The sequence below is a fragment of the Pseudomonas sp. SO81 genome (assembly GCF_030374125.1).
In the GTDB taxonomy this organism is placed as follows: domain Bacteria; phylum Pseudomonadota; class Gammaproteobacteria; order Pseudomonadales; family Pseudomonadaceae; genus Aquipseudomonas.
Genome location: NZ_CP126126.1, coordinates 144,888 through 160,763, shown reverse-complemented (window position 1 = coordinate 160,763; position 15,876 = coordinate 144,888). Strand labels below are relative to the sequence as shown.

Here is a 15,876-nt window from a genome sequence, read left to right as displayed (position 1 = left end):
CGTAGGGCGGGTGTAGCCCGCGACCGGGCCGCCGAGGCGGCCCGTGCAACAGGAGAAGCACATGAATCTGCAAGGCAAGACCGCCCTGGTTACCGGCTCCACCAGCGGCATTGGCTTAGGGATAGCCCTCAAGCTAGCCGAAGCCGGCGCCAACCTGGTGCTCAACGGCTTCGGCGACGTGGAGGCGGCCATTGCAGCCGTCTCCGCCCACGGCGGCCAGGTGCGTCACCACCCGGCGGACATGAGCAAGCCCGCGGAGATCGAGGCCCTGGTGCGCTTCGCCGAGGAACAGTTCGGCGGTGTCGACATCCTGGTCAACAACGCCGGCATCCAGCACGTCGCGCCGGTGGAGGAATTCCCGGTGGAACGCTGGGATTCGATCATCGCCATCAACCTCAGCTCCGCCTTCCACACCACGCGCCTGGCGCTGCCAGGCATGCGCACGCGCAACTGGGGGCGAATCATCAACATCGCCTCGGCCCACGGCCTGGCGGCCTCGGCCGGCAAGAGTGCCTACGTGGCGGCAAAGCACGGCCTGGTCGGCCTGACCAAGAGCGTGGCGCTGGAAACCGCCACCACGGGCGTCACCTGCAACGCCATCTGCCCCGGCTGGGTGCTGACCCCGCTGGTACAGAAGCAGATCAACGACCGCGCCGCCGCGGCCGGCGGCCTCGATCAGGCACGCCATAACCTGCTGGCCGAGAAGCAGCCGTCGCTGGAGTTCGTCACCCCCGAACAGCTCGGCGCGCTGGCCCTGTTCCTCTGCAGCGACGCCGCCGAACAGGTACGCGGCGCCGCCTGGAACATGGACGGCGGCTGGCTAGCCCAGTAACTCCGTAACCTACAATCGACACATAAAGAAGTCAGGATCGACCCGATGATCGCACCGCTCTGGACCCCCTCCGCCGAACGCATCGCCGCTACCCGCATGGATGCCTTCCGCCTCTTCGTCAACCAGCGCCACGGCCTGCAACTGGCCGACTACCCGGCCCTGCATGCCTGGAGCGTGGGCGAGCGCGAAGCGTTCTGGCAGGCCATCGTCGACTTCTTCGAGGTGCGCTTCACCGCCCAGCCCGAGGCCGTTTTGCGCGAAGGCGCCGCCATGCCCAGCGCCCACTGGTTCCCTGGCGCCACCCTGAACTTCGCCGAACACCTGCTGCGCCGCCGTGATGATCACCCGGCGCTGGTCGCCATCGGTGAGGATGGCTCGCGCGAGCAGCTCAGCTATGCCGAGCTGGCCGCCCATGTCGCCGGCCTGCAGCGCAGCCTCAAGGCCGCCGGCGTCGGCATTGGCGATCGCGTCGCCGCGTTCATGCCCAACACCTGGCAGACCCTGGTCGGCATGCTCGCCACCGCCAGCCTCGGCGCCACTTGGTCAAGCTGCTCGCCGGACTTCGGCACCCAAGGCGTGATCGACCGCTTCGGCCAGATCGAACCCAAGGTGCTGATCGCCGCCGCCGGCTACCGCTACGCCGGCAAGAACCTCGACCTGACGCCCAAGCTCAACGAAATCCTCGAGCGCCTGCCCAGCCTGCAGCAGCTGGTGGTGGTGCCCTACTCCAACCCGAACGCCCAGCAGGGCGACTTCAAGACGGTCGCGCCTGTGGCGCTGTGGGGCGACTTCTACCAGGCCGGCGGCGAGCCGCAGTTCACCCCAGTGCCGTTCGAGCAGCCGCTGTACATCCTCTACTCCAGCGGCACCACCGGCGTGCCCAAGTGCATCGTCCATGGCGCCGGCGGCACCCTGCTGCAGCACGTCAAGGAACTGGGGCTGCACACCGACCTGCATGCCGACGACACCCTGTTCTACTACACCACCTGCGGCTGGATGATGTGGAACTGGCTGGTCTCGGGCCTGGCCCTGGGCGCCACCCTGGTGCTGTTCGACGGCTCGCCGTTCCACCCGGGTGCCGAGCGCCTGATCGACCTGATCGACGCCGAGAAAATCAGCATCTTCGGCACCAGTGCCAAGTTCATCGCCGCCCTGGAAAAGGCTGGCGCCAAGCCGCGCGAGACGCACAAGCTGAACCGCCTGAAGGCCATCCTCTCGACCGGCTCACCGCTGGCCCACGAGAGCTTCGAGTACGTCTACCGCGACATCAAGCGCGATGTCTGCCTGTCCTCCATCTCCGGCGGCACCGACATCGTTTCCTGCTTCGCCCTCGGCAACCCGGTGTTGCCGGTGTGGCGCGGTGAGCTGCAGTGCAAGGGCCTGGGCATGGACGTGCAGGTATGGGACGACGCCGGCAAGGCGGTGATCGGCGAGAAAGGCGAGCTGGTCTGCGCCAGGCATTTCACCTCCATGCCGGTGGGCTTCTGGAACGACGCCGACGGCGAGAAATTCCGCAGCGCCTACTTCGACACCTTCCCCGGCGTCTGGGCCCATGGCGACTATGCCGAGGAGACCGAGCACGGCGGTCTGGTCATCCATGGCCGCTCGGATGCCGTGCTCAACCCCGGTGGCGTGCGCATCGGCACCGCCGAGATCTACCGCCAGGTGGAAAAGGTCGAGGAAGTGCTGGAGTCCATCGCCATCGGCCAGGAATGGCAAGGCGACGTGCGCGTGGTGCTGTTCGTGCGTCTGCGTGAAGGCGTGGTGCTGGATGACGAGCTCAAGCAGCGCATCTGCTCGGTAATCCGCGACAACACCACCCAACGTCATGTGCCAGCCCGGATCGTCGCCGTGGCCGACATCCCGCGCACCATCAGCGGCAAGATCGTCGAGCTGGCGGTACGCAACGTGGTGCACGGCAAGCCGGTGAAAAACACCGACGCCCTGGCCAACCCGCAGGCGCTGGAGCTGTACCGCGACCTGGCCGAACTGCAAGGCTAAGCTGCACCCGCGAAACCGGCGGCGCCCCGCTCCGCCGCCGGCTTGAGCAGGACAGCAGCACTGGGGCAGACTGCAACTCTCGCAGCCCCACCTCGGTGACAATATGGACGTTGTCAAAACCCTCAAGCCCGGAAAGCCTGGCACCAAGCTCCTACAAGAACGCTACGGCGATAAACTCGTCGCCGTGCGCTACCGCCTCGACCGCAAGACCCGCACCCACTACACCACGGTCGAGCTCATCGTCGAGCAGAAGTACGCCCTGATCAAAGGCCAGCCTGGCCCCTCCACCTTCACAGCCTCCTCCGCCACCAACGTCGCGCTACGCATCCACCGGCACGAGACCGACCTGCAGCGTCTGGTCAAAAGCGCAGGCGGCAAATGGCACCGGGACAACCTTGTCTGGCTTATCGCCTCAGACGAGGTAGAGCGGCTGGGGTTGCAGGAAAGGATTATCCACAGGGATGCCTAGATATGGATATCGGAATGCCTAGATACAGACATAACACCCAGATAAGGACATCATGCCTAGACCAAGGCATGTCGTATAAACACTAGTTATGGTAATACCGCCATGGAGCAATTCATCAAATCCAAGCTCCTGAAGGCTGATCTAAAAGAGATAGATCAGCAGCTTTCAGAGAATGGATTCAAAAACATGAGCAGCATGCTGCTCGTGAAGCAAGCACTCTTAACGGTATCAAACCTGGTCGATTTTGAAGTCACCATCAGAGAAGTCTACAAAGAGCATCGAGTTCTTTCTGAGAAATACAGAGCCTTTGAGAAAAATTATAAATTTGCTAAATACCTGCGAAATAAATTTATCGGACATATCAAGCAAGAATTAATTCAAAAATCTATCGAGTGGAAACCGGAGCTAAGGTACCTGCTCAAAGACTCAGATGAGAGCAATACAATTTTTGCATTCAATTTGTTCGTGCTAGAAACCGCTATAAACACATATGTCAACCCTGATGGCAGCCACCAACTCTTCGATTCAGAAACGGACTTAATATACCCTCCAGATATGAAGAGATTTCTCACATATCTTTCAGAAACAGTGAAGTCAGCAATAGATTACCTGCATGATCTAGGGCAAGCACTCGGCAAAAACATCGAAATGCTTGACCCTTCCGAGCAGAAGCTTGAACACTGGATGGCTGCTGGAAAAACAAAATTCGAGTTCATAAAGAAGTAGCCATAACAACTGGTTCAAGCCGTTCGCTTCGCTCACTCGGGACCGGCTAAAGCCGGCCCCTTAACCAAACGTTACGCACTAAGGAAAGTAATGCGCTCAGCCAACCTCATCATCACCGGCGGAATTGCAGCATTCACCACCCTTCTGGCCATCTATACCTCGCCAGTGGGAGATCGTGAGTTGCACTATTGGGCCATGAGCCTTGGGCTTTTCTCTAGTGCGGCACTCGTATCATGGCTTTTCTTTGCCACATTACTAACCTTCAAAAGCAATAAACTGAAGGGCCAATTACTCATTTTGCTTAGCTACGCAGGTGCTTTAATTTGCAGCATAATCTCCGGGGCTAGCTTCGGAACTATCTACTTCATAATGCAGGCAGAGAACACTACCTTTCAATCCGCCTTCCAATCTGTATCAATCGTCATGGTTGGCGGCTATTCAATTGCTATAGCAGTTCTAGCAGGCGTATGCATTTACCTATACAAACAAAACAACTCAGCGAAAAGCGCATAACAATGCGCTCAACTGTCGCTCACTTCGCTCGCTGGACAGCCAAAAGCTGCGCTTTTGTCTGCCCGTTAGCTTAATCGTTAGGCACTATGCGGGATACTCATGAATAAACTCATACTAAGCGTCTGCGCCCTGCTGTTATCAGGCTGTATAAATATAGCCGTAAGCCCTCAAGCAAAAGGAAGGGTAACAGACTCTGAGGGGAACCCAGTCTCGGCAACCATAGTGCTTCAACACAGCCAACTTGAATCCAGTTCAGAAACAACAGAAACCGATGAAGATGGCACATACTCTGTCGGAGAACTGCGCGTTTGGACGCCGATACCCTTCGCAGCTATAAAAATCGCCTGCACTATCACAATTAGTGCGCCAGGGTTCAAGTCAGCAAGCTATGAAGCTACTGGGTATGATGAACTCACAAGAGATATAGTCTTGGAGAGAGAGTAATGCCTAACAATCGGTTCAAGATCGTTCGCTTCGCTCACTCGGGACCGGCTAAAGCCGGCCCCTTAACCAAACGTTGGACGCCCGTTAGCTTAATCGTTAGAGAAAAACATGGAACGTAACCCGATACTACTTGGGCTGGCCGCAGCAGCGATTGCATTCCTGGTCGTTAAGCTTGTCAAAATCACACTGGGCAGCCACCTTGCAGACTTCATGCTAGAAGCTATCTATAACCTTCCATGGTTAGCTGGCGGCTTTGTCACTGGATACAAATCTAAATTTTCCCCACTCAAAAATGGTGCTATCGCTGGTGCGTTTTATGGATTCATTTTCTGCCTAATCGGAATAGCTCTGATTTCAGCTCAAACCTATGGGGTGCAAGAGAAAATTTCACAGCTTGGCTTCTCAGCGTTGGCCATTATAAGGTTTGCCTTTATGTTCTCCTTGGCGTCCGCCTTCGGATATTTACAAAAATTACCGCGTGCAGTTCTCTAACAATGCGCTCAACTGCCGCTCACTCCGTTCGCTGGACGTCCAAAAGCTGCGCTTTTGGCCGCCCGTTAGCTTAATCGTTATGTTCAAGCGCAAGAGATCGCTCACCACCATCAAACCGGGCTTCTTAAGCGCACTGTAGTTACCGGCAGAAGTCGGTGACATGGAGAATCGCCTGCGCCGCGTTCGGCAGGCGTGATGTAGTGGACATGTGTCTTGTGCGAGAAGGCGTAGGAATGATGGACGCCGAAGAACCCGCTGTAGCAGCGGGACAGATGTGCCGCATCGCTGAATCCTGCAAGCCTGATTGCCTCCGCGGCAGGAACCCCAGCCAGGCTGAGCCTGACGAAATCGAGCAGTCGATACCAGAGCCGGTGCCTGCGTAACGGTACCCCCACCTGCAGGGCGAATAGCTTGGTCAGCCCGGACTCGGAGAGCCCCACCTCAGCTGCCAAAGCGCCGACCGAAGTATTGAGCGCAGCATTGCCGCGCAGCCGCTCGACCACTCGAACCACCCTTGGATCAACCTGTGGCAGCGGCGCACCAGTGCCCCGATAGATCATGGTCTCGACACGCTGCTGGGCCTCGGTGTAGCCCGGCGCCTCGTCACGCAGGTTGGTCAGTGTCTCCACCAGGTAGCGAGCCTGCCGGTGGTGATAGTGAATGCCCTGGCAGGTCGCCGCCATCTGTCGGCGCAACACCGCGAAGTCGGGCCTGGCCGCATCCAGATAGCAGGCCGCCAGCACGGCGTCGCGGTTGTCGATGGCAATGCGGCTGCCCGCGGGAATCAGAACGCTGGCGCTGCTGAGCCACAACTCATCACCCGGCGTGCGAAAGCGCACCTCCCCCTCCAGACAGACAAGCAAGGACGCCGCTCCCGAATGCAGGTCGCGGATAGGTAGGCGGCCGCGCCCCAGATACAGGTAGCGTCGGTTCGAGACATACACCAGTGCAGGCAATGCGTTTCGCTCGGTGGGCATTTGAGAGTGCTCTTTTAACGAGTAGAAACATGCGACCAGATTCCAGATGGCAAGTTTGTTTTATTACTGAAAGCTGTCAACGAGACGATTACCGGACACTCTTGCAACACATATAAATGCAGCCTAAAGAGTGACAAACAGAGCTGCACTAATACTCAGGAGCTACACGGCTCTACTGACGCGCGCCATTCCTAGGCACCGAGGCAACCAGGCCATTCAGCGCACATACGACACAGCGCCATCAATTTCTCAACACTGCATTTCTTGTATGAATCGGGACGACTCGATTGTTGTTGCGCAACTTCCTCGTTGTTAGTTTCCAGCCGCGCTTGCAAATAAGCCGAAACCAATCGTCATGACGTAACAACAAAACAAACGAGGTAATGACATGGGAATCAAAGTAACGACTGCCAAGGCCATAGTGATGGCCGCCACGCTATTGGCGAGCACTTATGCCTTTTCCGCCCCCGGCCCCTCCGCGCCCTGCAGCAACTGCACCCGGGGCCCGGCACCAACGGCTAACGCGCTGAAGGCCTCAACCGGCCCCTTCACCACGGCCAGGTTCTCGGTGTCCGGCTTCCTCAAGGGCTTTGGCGACAGCACCGTGTATTACCCAACCAACACCACCGGGAAAATGGGCGCCATCGCCGTCATCCCCGGCTATCTCTCCTACGAAAGCAGCATCGAATGGTGGGGCCCGCGCCTCGCCTCCCATGGTTTCGTGGTGATGACCATGAACACCGAGACCATCTACGACCAGCCGGATAGCCGCGCCTCTCAGCTCAGCGAAGCGCTGGACTACCTGATCGCCCAGAGCGGCAGCTCGTCCAGCCCGCTCTACAACAAGATCGATAGCACCCGCCTGGGCGCCATCGGCTGGTCCATGGGCGGCGGCGGCTCGCTCAAGCTGTCCACCCAGCGCTCGATCAATGCCATCATTCCTCAGGCTCCCTGGTACTCCGGCAGCAACGCCTTCAACACCATCAAGACTCCGGCGCTGATCCTTGCCTGCAGCGCCGACACCGTCGCTCCGGTGGCCCAGCATGCCTCGCCGTTCTACAACCGGATCCCGGCCAGCACGCCAAAGGCCTTCCTGGAGATCTACGGCGGCTCGCATTTCTGCGCGAACTCCGGCTATCCCAACGAAGACCTGCTGGGCATGTACGGCATCGCCTGGATGAAGCGCTTCATCGACTTCGATAGCCGCTACAGCCAGTTCCTCTGCGGCCCGAACCACGAAGGCGACCTGGCCATTTCCGAGTATCGCCAGAACTGCCCGTACTGATCGGCACCCATGAAAAAGGGCAGCCCCTGGTCTGCCCTTTTTTATGCCCAGACGCCGTCAGAGGCCCTGGCGCCCCGGATCCTCTGGCGGAGCCTCTTCCTCGATATCCTCCAGTTTTAGCTCCATTGCCCAGTTGGCCGGAGCTGCGACCGGTGCGGCCTCGGGAGTAGGGACTGGCGCAGCAGCCTGCGGCGCGGCCGGGTTGTCCTTGTACAACTTGAGCTTGAGGCGCACGTTGTTCGCCGAGTCGGCGTTCTTCACTGCCTCCTCCTCGTCGATGCTGCCGTCGTGGACCAGGTCGATCAGTGCCTGGTCGAAGGTCTGCATGCCGAGGTTCTTCGATTTCTCCATGGTCTCCTTGATCTCGGAGAAATCGCCGCGCTTGATCTGGTCGCGAATGGTCGGCGTACCGAGCAGCACCTCAACGGCGGCGCGGCGCTTGCCGTCGACCGTCTTGACCAGACGCTGGGAGACGAAGGCCTTGAGGTTGTTGCCCAGGTCGTTGAGCAGCTGAGGCCTGCGCTCTTCGGGGAAGAAGTTGATGATGCGGTCCAGCGCCTGGTTGGCGTTGTTGGCGTGCAGGGTGGAGATGGCCAGGTGGCCGGTGTCGGCGAAGGCCAGGGCATGCTCCATGGTCTCGCGGTCGCGGATCTCGCCGATCAGGATCACGTCCGGCGCCTGACGCAGGGTGTTCTTCAGCGCGGCGTGGAAGCTGCGGGTGTCCACGCCCACTTCGCGCTGGTTGATGATCGATTTCTTGTGCCGGTGCACGTACTCCACCGGGTCTTCGATGGTGATGATGTGGCCGCCGCTGTTGCGGTTGCGGTAGTCGATCAGTGCCGCCAGGGAGGTGGACTTGCCCGAGCCGGTGCCACCGACGAACAGCACCAGGCCGCGCTTCTCCATCACCGTCTTGAGCAGCACCTCGGGCAGCTTGAGGTCCTCGAACTTGGGAATCTCCATCTTGATGTTGCGCGCGACGATGGAGACCTCGTTGCGCTGCTTGAAGATGTTGATGCGGAAGCGACCGACGTTGGGCACGGAGATGGCCAGGTTCATCTCCAGCTCCTTCTCGAAATCGGCGCGCTGCAGCTCATCCATCACCCCGGCCGCGATGGCGGCCACGTCTCCCGGCTTGAGCGGCTCCTGGCTGAGCGGCTTGAGCACCCCGTTGAACTTGGCGCAGGGCGGCGCCCCGGTGGACAGGTAGAGGTCGGATCCGTCCTGGCTGGACAGGATTTTCAGCATCTGAGTGAGGTCCATGGGGCGCGCTTCCATCGGTGTGGAGTAATCAAGTTAGGCCAAGTCGGCCCGCGTTTCCGGCCAATAGCAGCCTGAAAAATGACGCCATTCTGATGGCGCAAGGAATGCTGGCACAATAGCGCCCTCGCAAATTGAGGAACCGATCATGCCCAAGGCAATGGCCCGCCATATTCTGGTGAAGACCGAGGCGGAAGCGGCGGCACTGAAGAAGCGCATCGCCGCCGGCGAAGCCTTCGACGTGCTGGCGAAGAAGTACTCCACCTGCCCCTCGGGCAAGAAAGGTGGCGACCTGGGCGAAGTACGCCCGGGGCAGATGGTCCGCGCCGTGGACCAGGTGATCTTCAAGAAGCCGTTGCGCGAAGTGCATGGCCCGGTGAAGACCCAGTTCGGCTACCACCTGATCCAGGTGTTCTACCGCGAGTGACCTCAGCCCCAGCCGGATGCGGCCCAACCAAGCGTGATGGCCGCCAGCACCAGGTAGCGCCCGACCTTGGCCAGGCCGACCAGCAGCAGAAAACTCCACCAGGGCTCGCGCATCACCCCGGCCACCAGAGTCAGTGGGTCGCCAATGATCGGCACCCAGCTCAGCAGCAGCGACCAGCGCCCGTATTGCCGGTAGGTGGCCTTGGCTCGCTCCAGCCGCGCCTCGCTAACCGGGAACCAGCGGCGCCCGTGGAAGCGCTCGATGCCACGGCCGAGCGCGGCGTTCAGCACCGAGCCTAGGATATTGCCGAGGCTCGCCGCCAGCAGCAGACCGAGCGTCGAATGCCCACCGCCGAGCAACAGCCCGACCAGCACGGCTTCCGACTGCAGCGGCAGCAGGCTGGCGGCACCGAACGCGGAAAGAAACAGGCCGAGATAAGCGGAGTAATCGAGCAAGTACGGGCTCACGAAAACATCTGTGGGTTTGCCTTATAGCCTGTCCGGCGGCGCCTGCGAAGCTCTGCAACAGCAGCCTTGGTCTAGGCCAAAGCCATCGACCAGTGCAACAGCTCTGTCACGGACCTTTCTTGTCCGCCTTGCAAAACTGTAACAGTGCTCCAGGATTCTTCGGGCTTCTGGTCTATTCCAGAGACCGGGAACGCCACCAACAAGAGGCCGTAAAGGCCATCCAGGAGCCTTCAGGATGAAGTACACCACGCTCGCCTGCTGCACCCTCGCCCTACTCCATCTCGCCGCGCCGTTATCGGCAGCACCCAACGACCAGTACAAGCTGCTGGCCCACAACGTGTTCTTCCTGCCCAGCACGATCAAACCCGGTTGGGGTCAGGAGGAGCGCGCCAGGCTGATCGCCCAGGCCGACTATATGAAAGGCCAGGACGCCGTGATCCTCAACGAGCTGTTCGACAACCCCGCTGCCGCCATCCTGCTGGATGGACTGAAGAGCGAGTACCCGCACCAGACCCCGATCCTCGGCCGCTCGCGCAATGGCTGGGACGCCACGCTCGGCGCCTATTCAGACACCACGCCGGAAGATGGCGGCGTCGCCATCGTCAGCCGCTGGCCGATTGTCGAACGCGTGCAATACGTCTACGCCCAGGGTTGCGGCGCCGACTACTTCTCCAACAAGGGCTTCATCTACGCCCGCCTCGACCGCAACGGCCAGCCGCTGCACGTGATTGGCACCCATGCCCAGGCCGCCGATACCGGTTGCCCGGACGGCAAGGGCACGGCGGTGCGCGCTAGCCAGTTCGACGAGATGCGCACCTTTATCGAGAGCAAGGGCATAGCCGCGAACGAAGTGCTGTTCATCGGTGGCGACTTCAACGTGATCCGCGACAGCGCCGAATACCGCGACCTGCTCGAACGCCTGCAGGTGCACGCGCCGGACAGCTTCGCCGGCAGCGACACCACCTTCGACACCCGGCGCAATGGCATCGCCAGCTATCAGTACCCCAACCACGCGCCGGAGTACCTGGACTACATCTTCGTCTCACGCCACCACGGCCAGCCAAGCTACTGGCACAACCAGGCGCTGGACACCCCGTCGCCGCGCTGGAGCGTGACCCAGGCCGGCGCCACCTGGCAGTTCCAGGACTATTCCGACCACTCGCCAGTCGCCGCCTTCACCCGCGCTGAAGCCAGCACACCGACCCGCGCCGCCAAACCGCGGGAAAACCGCTACGGCCAGGTCACCCTGCGCAGCCAGAGCAACGGCAAGACCCTGCGTGCCGGCGCCAGCAAGGCCACGGACTGGTTACGCGTCAACGGCGACGGCAGCGAGGCCGAGAGCCTGTTCAGCCTGCGCAACTGGCACTATCCGGTGAGCTTCTGCATCCGCAGCGGCGATTACCTGGAGATCGAATCGGTGCGCCACCGTGACCACTGGCTGAACTGGTGGCTGGGCGGTGGCGGCGGCAACTATGCCTACTACCCCAAGGCCGGTGATTCCTCCAACCAGCTGCGCATCGAGCTGCCGGGCAAGCCCAGCGGCTGCCTGGCCGATGGCGATCTGGTGCGCCTACTCGACCGCGACACTGTGCGCGGCAGCGACTACTACCTGCTGCGCTGGACCTCGGGCAGCTGGAAGGACCACCTGTACCTGTGGACCGGCACCCCCGCCGAGGCCGAGCAATTCCGCGTGCAACTGAAACAGCCGGCCGTGTACGACGACTGGAGCGCCAAACTGCGCTACTGAGGCCACAGGCCGACCGGGGGAAACCCCGGTCGGCCGATCATGGCTGCCCTATCGACGGGAAACCGCTACAATCGCGCCCTTTTGCGCGCAAGCGCCCGTCTCTTCAGGAATACCGCCGTGATCTCCACCGCCAACATCACCATGCAGTTCGGCGCCAAGCCGCTGTTCGAGAACGTTTCCGTCAAGTTCGGCAACGGCAACCGCTACGGCCTGATCGGTGCCAACGGTTGCGGCAAGTCGACCTTCATGAAGATCCTCGGCGGCGATCTGGAGGCTTCCGGCGGCCAGGTGATGCTGGAGCCGAACGTGCGCCTGGGCAAACTGCGCCAGGACCAGTTCGCCTACGAAGACTTCACCGTGATCGATACCGTGATCATGGGCCACGAGGAGCTGTACAAGGTCAAGGCCGAGCGCGACCGCATCTACTCGCTGCCGGAGATGAGCGAAGAAGACGGCATGAAGGTGGGCGAACTCGAAGGCGAGTTCGCCGAGATGGACGGCTACACCGCCGAATCCCGCGCCGGCGAACTGCTGCTCGGCCTGGGCATTCCGCTGGAACAGCACTTCGGCCCGATGAGCGAAGTGGCTCCGGGCTGGAAGCTGCGCGTGCTGCTGGCCCAGGCGCTGTTCTCAGATCCGGAAGTGCTGCTGCTGGACGAGCCGACCAACCACCTGGATATCAACACCATCCGCTGGCTGGAAAACATCCTCACGGCGCGTAACAGCACCATGATCATCATTTCCCACGACCGCCACTTCCTCAACTCGGTCTGCACCCACATGGCTGACCTGGACTACGGCGAACTGCGCCTGTTCCCGGGCAACTACGACGAGTACATGACTGCCGCCACCCAGTCGCGCGAGCAGCTGCTGGCCGACAACGCCAAGAAGAAGGCGCAGATCGCCGAGCTGCAGACTTTCGTCAGCCGCTTCTCGGCCAACGCCTCCAAGGCCAAGCAGGCCACCTCGCGCGCCAAGCAGATCGACAAGATCCAGCTGGCCGAGGTCAAGCCGTCCAGCCGCGTCAGCCCGTTCATCCGCTTCGACCAGAACAAGAAGCTGCACCGCCAGGCCGTGACCATCGAAAAGGTGTCCAAGGCCTTCGACGACAAGGTGCTGTTCAAGAACTTCAGCTTCCAGGTCGAGGCCGGCGAGCGCGTGGCCATCATCGGCCCCAACGGCATCGGCAAGACCACCCTGCTGCGCACGCTGGTCGGCGAGCTGGCGCCGGATGCCGGTGAAGTCAAGTGGACCGAGAGCGCCGAGGTCGGCTACTACGCCCAGGACCACGCCCATGACTTCGAAGACGACGTCAGCCTGTTCGACTGGATGGGCCAGTGGACCCAGGGCGAGCAGACCATCCGCGGCACCCTGGGCCGTATGCTGTTCAGCAACGACGAGATCCAGAAGTCGGTGAAGGTGATTTCCGGTGGTGAACAGGGGCGCATGCTGTTCGGCAAGCTGATCCTGCAGAAGCCCAACGTGCTGGTGATGGACGAGCCGACCAACCACCTCGACATGGAATCCATCGAGGCGCTCAACCTGGCGCTGGAGAACTACCCCGGCACGCTGATCTTCGTCAGCCACGACCGCGAGTTCGTCGGCTCCCTGGCCACCCGCATCATCGAGCTGAGCGAGAACGGCGTGACCGACTTCAGCGGCACCTACGACGACTACCTGCGCAGCCAGGGCATCTTCGTCTGACGCCAGCGCCGTAACGAAAAAGCCCCGCAATGCGGGGCTTTTTCATGGCTGGGCGGATCAGACGCGGCCCAGGTAATCCATCTTGCCGACGTCCAGGCCGTTGTGGCGCAGGATGGCGTAGGCCGTGGTGACGTGGAAATAGAAGTTGGGCAGCACGAAGTGAAGCAGGTAGTCCGGGCCGCTGAATTTCAGCTCGGCGCCGGGAAACTTGAGGACGATCTCGCGGCTCGCGCCGCTGTCGATCTGCTCGGGGCTCAGGCTCTTGATGAAGTCCAGGGTCTTGGCGATGCGCGCCTGCAGGTCGGCGAAGCTGCTCTCGGTGTCCGCGAAGCTCGGCACATCTACCCCGGCCAGGCGCGCGGCGCAGCCCTTGACCGCGTCGCTGGCGATCTGCACCTGGCGGGTCAGCGGGTGCATGTCCGGCGCCAGGCGCGCGTTGAGCAGCACGCTGGGGTCGATCTTCTTGGCTTCGGCATAGGCCGCGGCCTTGTCGAGGATGGCCGACAGGTTGCCGAACATGCGCACGAATTGCGGCACGGAGGCCTGGTAGAGGGAGAGCGACATGGGTGGAACTCCTTTGCATAGAGGCGACGCGACTCTGCTAGGGTAGCCGCGGTTCAGCCAGAGAGATGAAGCCTGATGACCAACGCACAGATCGCCGTGTACTGCCTGAGCCTGCCCGGCGCCCGCGAGGATCTTAAATGGGGCAGCAACCGGGTGTTCTCAATAGCGGGCAATAAAATGTTCGCCATCCTCGACTTCATGGGCGAGCGGCTGGCGTTCAAGGTCGAGGCGGAGCTGTTCCTCGGCTACGTCGATCGGCCGGGCATCCACCCCGCTCCGTACCTGGCGCGCGCCCACTGGATCAGCATGGCGCCGCCCTTCCCTCTTGGTGACGATGAGCTGCGCGAGTGCCTGCAGCGCTCCCACCAGCTGGTGGTGCGCAAGCTGCCGAAGATTCGCCAGGCGGGTTTGCTGCTCGACTAGAGCGGCAACAGGTGGCCGAGGTAGCGGCCGCCCAGCGCCAGCTGGTCGATCCAGAAAGCCTGGTGCAGCGCAACGATGGCCCAGAACACCAGTTGGAAGGACGCCTTGCGCGTCTTGTGGCGGAACACCTGCTGCGCCACCAGGGCACCGGGCCAGCCGCCGAGCAGCTCGGCGATATGCAGGCTGTTCTCCGGGGTGCGCCAACGGCCCTTCTGCGCGGACTGCTTGTCCAGCCAGTACTGGCAGAAGCTGAACAGGCTGACCAGCGGATAGGCCAGCAGCACCCAGACCAACCCACGCTCCAGCAGCACCAGGCCGCCCCAGAGCGGCAGCACGCACAGCACAGCCAGCACCAGCAGCTTGAACGGCAATTGCTGAATGCCCGACTGCGGCGGACGCTCGCCGCGCGCCGGACGGGCGCTCTTCGCAGCGGCAGCTCTGGAGGATTGGGCCGACTCCGTGGGCTTGCGGCGAATGGCCGGTCGATCCAGGCTCAGCCCGGCGTGGCGCATATGCTGGGCCCGCGGTCGGCCCTGGGCATCGCTAGCGGCGACATAGACCACCGCGTCGCCGACCTCGGGCCGGCTATCGCCACGCATGGCGGAGATATGCACGAACAGCTGCTCGCCACCGCCCTCGGGCTGGATAAAGCCGAACCCCTTGGCATCGTTCCAGCTTTTCAGCGTGCCGCGCCGCTCCATATCCAGCCTCAGTGCGCCTGGGCGCTGCTCCAGTCGATCAGGCTGAACTGCCAGGTGGCCAGGATCAGCAGGCCGAAGCCGATGCGGTACCAGGCGAACAGCGCGTAGCTGTGGTTGGCGATGAATTTGAGCAGGCCGCGCACGGCGATCATGGCGAACACGAACGACACCACGAAGCCCAGGGCGAACACCGGCAGATCGCCGGGCTGGAACAGGTCGCGGTACTTGTAGCCGGAGTAGACGGCGGCGCCGACCATGGTCGGCATGGCCAGAAAGAAGGAGAACTCGGTGGCGGCGCGGCGCGACAGGCCGAACAGCAGGCCACCGATGATGGTGGAGGCCGAGCGCGAGGTGCCGGGGATCATCGCCAGGCACTGGGCGAAGCCGATCTTCAGGGCTTCTTTCCAGGTCATGTCATCCACCTCTTCCACCGTGACCTCATGCGGGCGCTGCTCGGCCCAGAGCATCACCACGCCGCCGATCACCAGGGCTGCGGCCACGGTGATGGGGTTGAACAGGTACTCGTGGATCAGATCGGAGAAGGCCACGCCGATCACCACGGCCGGCAGGAAGGCGATCAGCAGGTTGGCGGTGAAGCGCTGCGCCTCGCGCTGGCGCGGCACATTGAACACGGTGATGAGGATCTTGCGGCGGTATTCCCACATCACCGCCAGGATCGCACCGAGCTGGATGATGATGTTGAAGGCCATCGCCCGCTCGCCACCGAAGCCGAGCAGATCGGCAACAATGATCTGGTGGCCGGTACTGGAGATCGGCAGGAACTCGGTCAGCCCCTCGACGACGCCTAGAATCAGTACCTGCAGGGCTGTCCACAAATCCATGA

The 15,876-nt window shown here is 61.6% G+C and carries 18 protein-coding genes; 12 read left to right on the top strand and 6 right to left on the bottom strand.

Annotation, left to right across the window (positions count from 1 at the left end):
• Positions 1–61: 61 nt before the first annotated feature.
• The 7 genes from OH686_RS00800 to OH686_RS00775 all read left to right on the top strand — a co-directional run bounded on the left by OH686_RS00800 (position 62) and on the right by OH686_RS00775 (position 5,477).
• Positions 62–832 carry a 3-hydroxybutyrate dehydrogenase gene (locus OH686_RS00800; RefSeq protein WP_289535744.1) on the top strand — a complete coding sequence of 257 codons (771 nt, stop codon included), beginning with the start codon at positions 62–64 and terminating at the stop codon, positions 830–832.
• A gap of 45 nt (positions 833–877) precedes the next feature.
• Positions 878–2,833 (top strand): acetoacetate--CoA ligase, encoded by a 1,956-nt coding sequence (locus OH686_RS00795; RefSeq protein WP_289535742.1) that lies wholly within the window; start codon positions 878–880, stop codon positions 2,831–2,833.
• A gap of 103 nt (positions 2,834–2,936) precedes the next feature.
• Positions 2,937–3,302, top strand: coding sequence for a hypothetical protein (locus OH686_RS00790; protein WP_289535741.1), 366 nt, complete (start codon positions 2,937–2,939; stop codon positions 3,300–3,302).
• A 102-nt stretch (positions 3,303–3,404) separates the two neighbouring features.
• Positions 3,405–4,028: a hypothetical protein gene (locus tag OH686_RS00785; protein ID WP_289535739.1), complete on the top strand. Its 624-nt coding sequence runs from the start codon at positions 3,405–3,407 to the stop codon at positions 4,026–4,028.
• Positions 4,029–4,118: 90 nt separating this feature from the next.
• The gene (locus tag OH686_RS00780; protein ID WP_289535737.1) at positions 4,119–4,541 is read left to right on the top strand and encodes a hypothetical protein; all 423 of its coding nucleotides are present in this window, start codon (positions 4,119–4,121) and stop codon (positions 4,539–4,541) included.
• Between the two features lie 99 nt (positions 4,542–4,640).
• The gene (locus OH686_RS23210; protein ID WP_354005275.1) at positions 4,641–4,985 is read left to right on the top strand and encodes a carboxypeptidase-like regulatory domain-containing protein; all 345 of its coding nucleotides are present in this window, start codon (positions 4,641–4,643) and stop codon (positions 4,983–4,985) included.
• Between the two features lie 108 nt (positions 4,986–5,093).
• Positions 5,094–5,477, top strand: coding sequence for a hypothetical protein (locus tag OH686_RS00775; RefSeq protein WP_289535736.1), 384 nt, complete (start codon positions 5,094–5,096; stop codon positions 5,475–5,477).
• A 110-nt stretch (positions 5,478–5,587) separates the two neighbouring features.
• On the opposite strand, the gene OH686_RS00770 is transcribed toward OH686_RS00775, so the two are convergent.
• Entirely contained in the window at positions 5,588–6,454 is an 867-nt protein-coding gene (locus OH686_RS00770) for an AraC family transcriptional regulator (RefSeq protein WP_289535735.1), read from the bottom strand.
• Positions 6,455–6,842: 388 nt separating this feature from the next.
• Between OH686_RS00770 and OH686_RS00765 the strand changes: the two genes are divergently transcribed.
• Positions 6,843–7,739 (top strand): alpha/beta hydrolase family protein, encoded by an 897-nt coding sequence (locus OH686_RS00765; RefSeq protein WP_289535734.1) that lies wholly within the window; start codon positions 6,843–6,845, stop codon positions 7,737–7,739.
• 57 nt (positions 7,740–7,796) lie between these two features.
• Here the strand turns inward: OH686_RS00765 and OH686_RS00760 are convergent, their stop codons facing one another.
• The gene (locus OH686_RS00760) at positions 7,797–9,002 is read right to left on the bottom strand and encodes a PilT/PilU family type 4a pilus ATPase (protein WP_289535732.1); all 1,206 of its coding nucleotides are present in this window, start codon (positions 9,000–9,002) and stop codon (positions 7,797–7,799) included.
• Between the two features lie 145 nt (positions 9,003–9,147).
• Here OH686_RS00760 and OH686_RS00755 point away from each other — a divergent pair, with 145 nt between their 5' ends.
• Positions 9,148–9,426 carry a peptidylprolyl isomerase gene (locus OH686_RS00755; RefSeq protein ID WP_021700093.1) on the top strand — a complete coding sequence of 93 codons (279 nt, stop codon included), beginning with the start codon at positions 9,148–9,150 and terminating at the stop codon, positions 9,424–9,426.
• A 2-nt stretch (positions 9,427–9,428) separates the two neighbouring features.
• Here the strand turns inward: OH686_RS00755 and OH686_RS00750 are convergent, their stop codons facing one another.
• Entirely contained in the window at positions 9,429–9,881 is a 453-nt protein-coding gene (locus tag OH686_RS00750; protein WP_289538757.1) for a YqaA family protein, read from the bottom strand.
• Between the two features lie 247 nt (positions 9,882–10,128).
• Here OH686_RS00750 and sph point away from each other — a divergent pair, with 247 nt between their 5' ends.
• The gene (sph, locus tag OH686_RS00745; protein WP_289535731.1) at positions 10,129–11,640 is read left to right on the top strand and encodes a sphingomyelin phosphodiesterase; all 1,512 of its coding nucleotides are present in this window, start codon (positions 10,129–10,131) and stop codon (positions 11,638–11,640) included.
• 117 nt (positions 11,641–11,757) lie between these two features.
• Entirely contained in the window at positions 11,758–13,344 is a 1,587-nt protein-coding gene (locus OH686_RS00740) for an ABC-F family ATPase (protein ID WP_289535729.1), read from the top strand.
• A gap of 57 nt (positions 13,345–13,401) precedes the next feature.
• On the opposite strand, the gene OH686_RS00735 is transcribed toward OH686_RS00740, so the two are convergent.
• Entirely contained in the window at positions 13,402–13,908 is a 507-nt protein-coding gene (locus OH686_RS00735) for a DUF1993 domain-containing protein (RefSeq protein WP_289535727.1), read from the bottom strand.
• Between the two features lie 75 nt (positions 13,909–13,983).
• Here OH686_RS00735 and OH686_RS00730 point away from each other — a divergent pair, with 75 nt between their 5' ends.
• Positions 13,984–14,331 (top strand): MmcQ/YjbR family DNA-binding protein, encoded by a 348-nt coding sequence (locus OH686_RS00730; protein ID WP_289535726.1) that lies wholly within the window; start codon positions 13,984–13,986, stop codon positions 14,329–14,331.
• Here the strand turns inward: OH686_RS00730 and OH686_RS00725 are convergent.
• Positions 14,328–15,032 (bottom strand): DUF1294 domain-containing protein, encoded by a 705-nt coding sequence (locus tag OH686_RS00725; protein WP_289535724.1) that lies wholly within the window; start codon positions 15,030–15,032, stop codon positions 14,328–14,330. The two genes, OH686_RS00730 and OH686_RS00725, sit on opposite strands and share 4 nt — an antisense overlap.
• A gap of 8 nt (positions 15,033–15,040) precedes the next feature.
• On the bottom strand, positions 15,041–15,874 hold the full coding sequence (locus OH686_RS00720; RefSeq protein WP_289535722.1) for an undecaprenyl-diphosphate phosphatase: 834 nt from the start codon (positions 15,872–15,874) through the stop codon (positions 15,041–15,043).
• Between the last annotated feature and the right edge of the window lie 2 nt (positions 15,875–15,876).

Bases quoted from the DNA above. Each gene is read 5' to 3' on its own strand.
- OH686_RS00800 (WP_289535744.1), top strand. From the start codon at position 62: ATGAATCTGCAAGGCAAGACCGCCCTGGTTACCGGCTCCACCAGCGGC.
- OH686_RS00795 (WP_289535742.1), top strand. From the start codon at position 878: ATGATCGCACCGCTCTGGACCCCCTCCGCCGAACGCATCGCCGCTACC.
- OH686_RS00790 (WP_289535741.1), top strand. From the start codon at position 2,937: ATGGACGTTGTCAAAACCCTCAAGCCCGGAAAGCCTGGCACCAAGCTC.
- OH686_RS00785 (WP_289535739.1), top strand. From the start codon at position 3,405: ATGGAGCAATTCATCAAATCCAAGCTCCTGAAGGCTGATCTAAAAGAG.
- OH686_RS00780 (WP_289535737.1), top strand. From the start codon at position 4,119: ATGCGCTCAGCCAACCTCATCATCACCGGCGGAATTGCAGCATTCACC.
- OH686_RS23210 (WP_354005275.1), top strand. From the start codon at position 4,641: ATGAATAAACTCATACTAAGCGTCTGCGCCCTGCTGTTATCAGGCTGT.
- OH686_RS00775 (WP_289535736.1), top strand. From the start codon at position 5,094: ATGGAACGTAACCCGATACTACTTGGGCTGGCCGCAGCAGCGATTGCA.
- OH686_RS00770 (WP_289535735.1), bottom strand. From the start codon at position 6,454: ATGCCCACCGAGCGAAACGCATTGCCTGCACTGGTGTATGTCTCGAAC.
- OH686_RS00765 (WP_289535734.1), top strand. From the start codon at position 6,843: ATGGGAATCAAAGTAACGACTGCCAAGGCCATAGTGATGGCCGCCACG.
- OH686_RS00760 (WP_289535732.1), bottom strand. From the start codon at position 9,002: ATGGACCTCACTCAGATGCTGAAAATCCTGTCCAGCCAGGACGGATCC.
- OH686_RS00755 (WP_021700093.1), top strand. From the start codon at position 9,148: ATGCCCAAGGCAATGGCCCGCCATATTCTGGTGAAGACCGAGGCGGAA.
- sph (WP_289535731.1), top strand. From the start codon at position 10,129: ATGAAGTACACCACGCTCGCCTGCTGCACCCTCGCCCTACTCCATCTC.
- OH686_RS00735 (WP_289535727.1), bottom strand. From the start codon at position 13,908: ATGTCGCTCTCCCTCTACCAGGCCTCCGTGCCGCAATTCGTGCGCATG.
- OH686_RS00730 (WP_289535726.1), top strand. From the start codon at position 13,984: ATGACCAACGCACAGATCGCCGTGTACTGCCTGAGCCTGCCCGGCGCC.
- OH686_RS00725 (WP_289535724.1), bottom strand. From the start codon at position 15,032: ATGGAGCGGCGCGGCACGCTGAAAAGCTGGAACGATGCCAAGGGGTTC.
- OH686_RS00720 (WP_289535722.1), bottom strand. From the start codon at position 15,874: ATGGATTTGTGGACAGCCCTGCAGGTACTGATTCTAGGCGTCGTCGAG.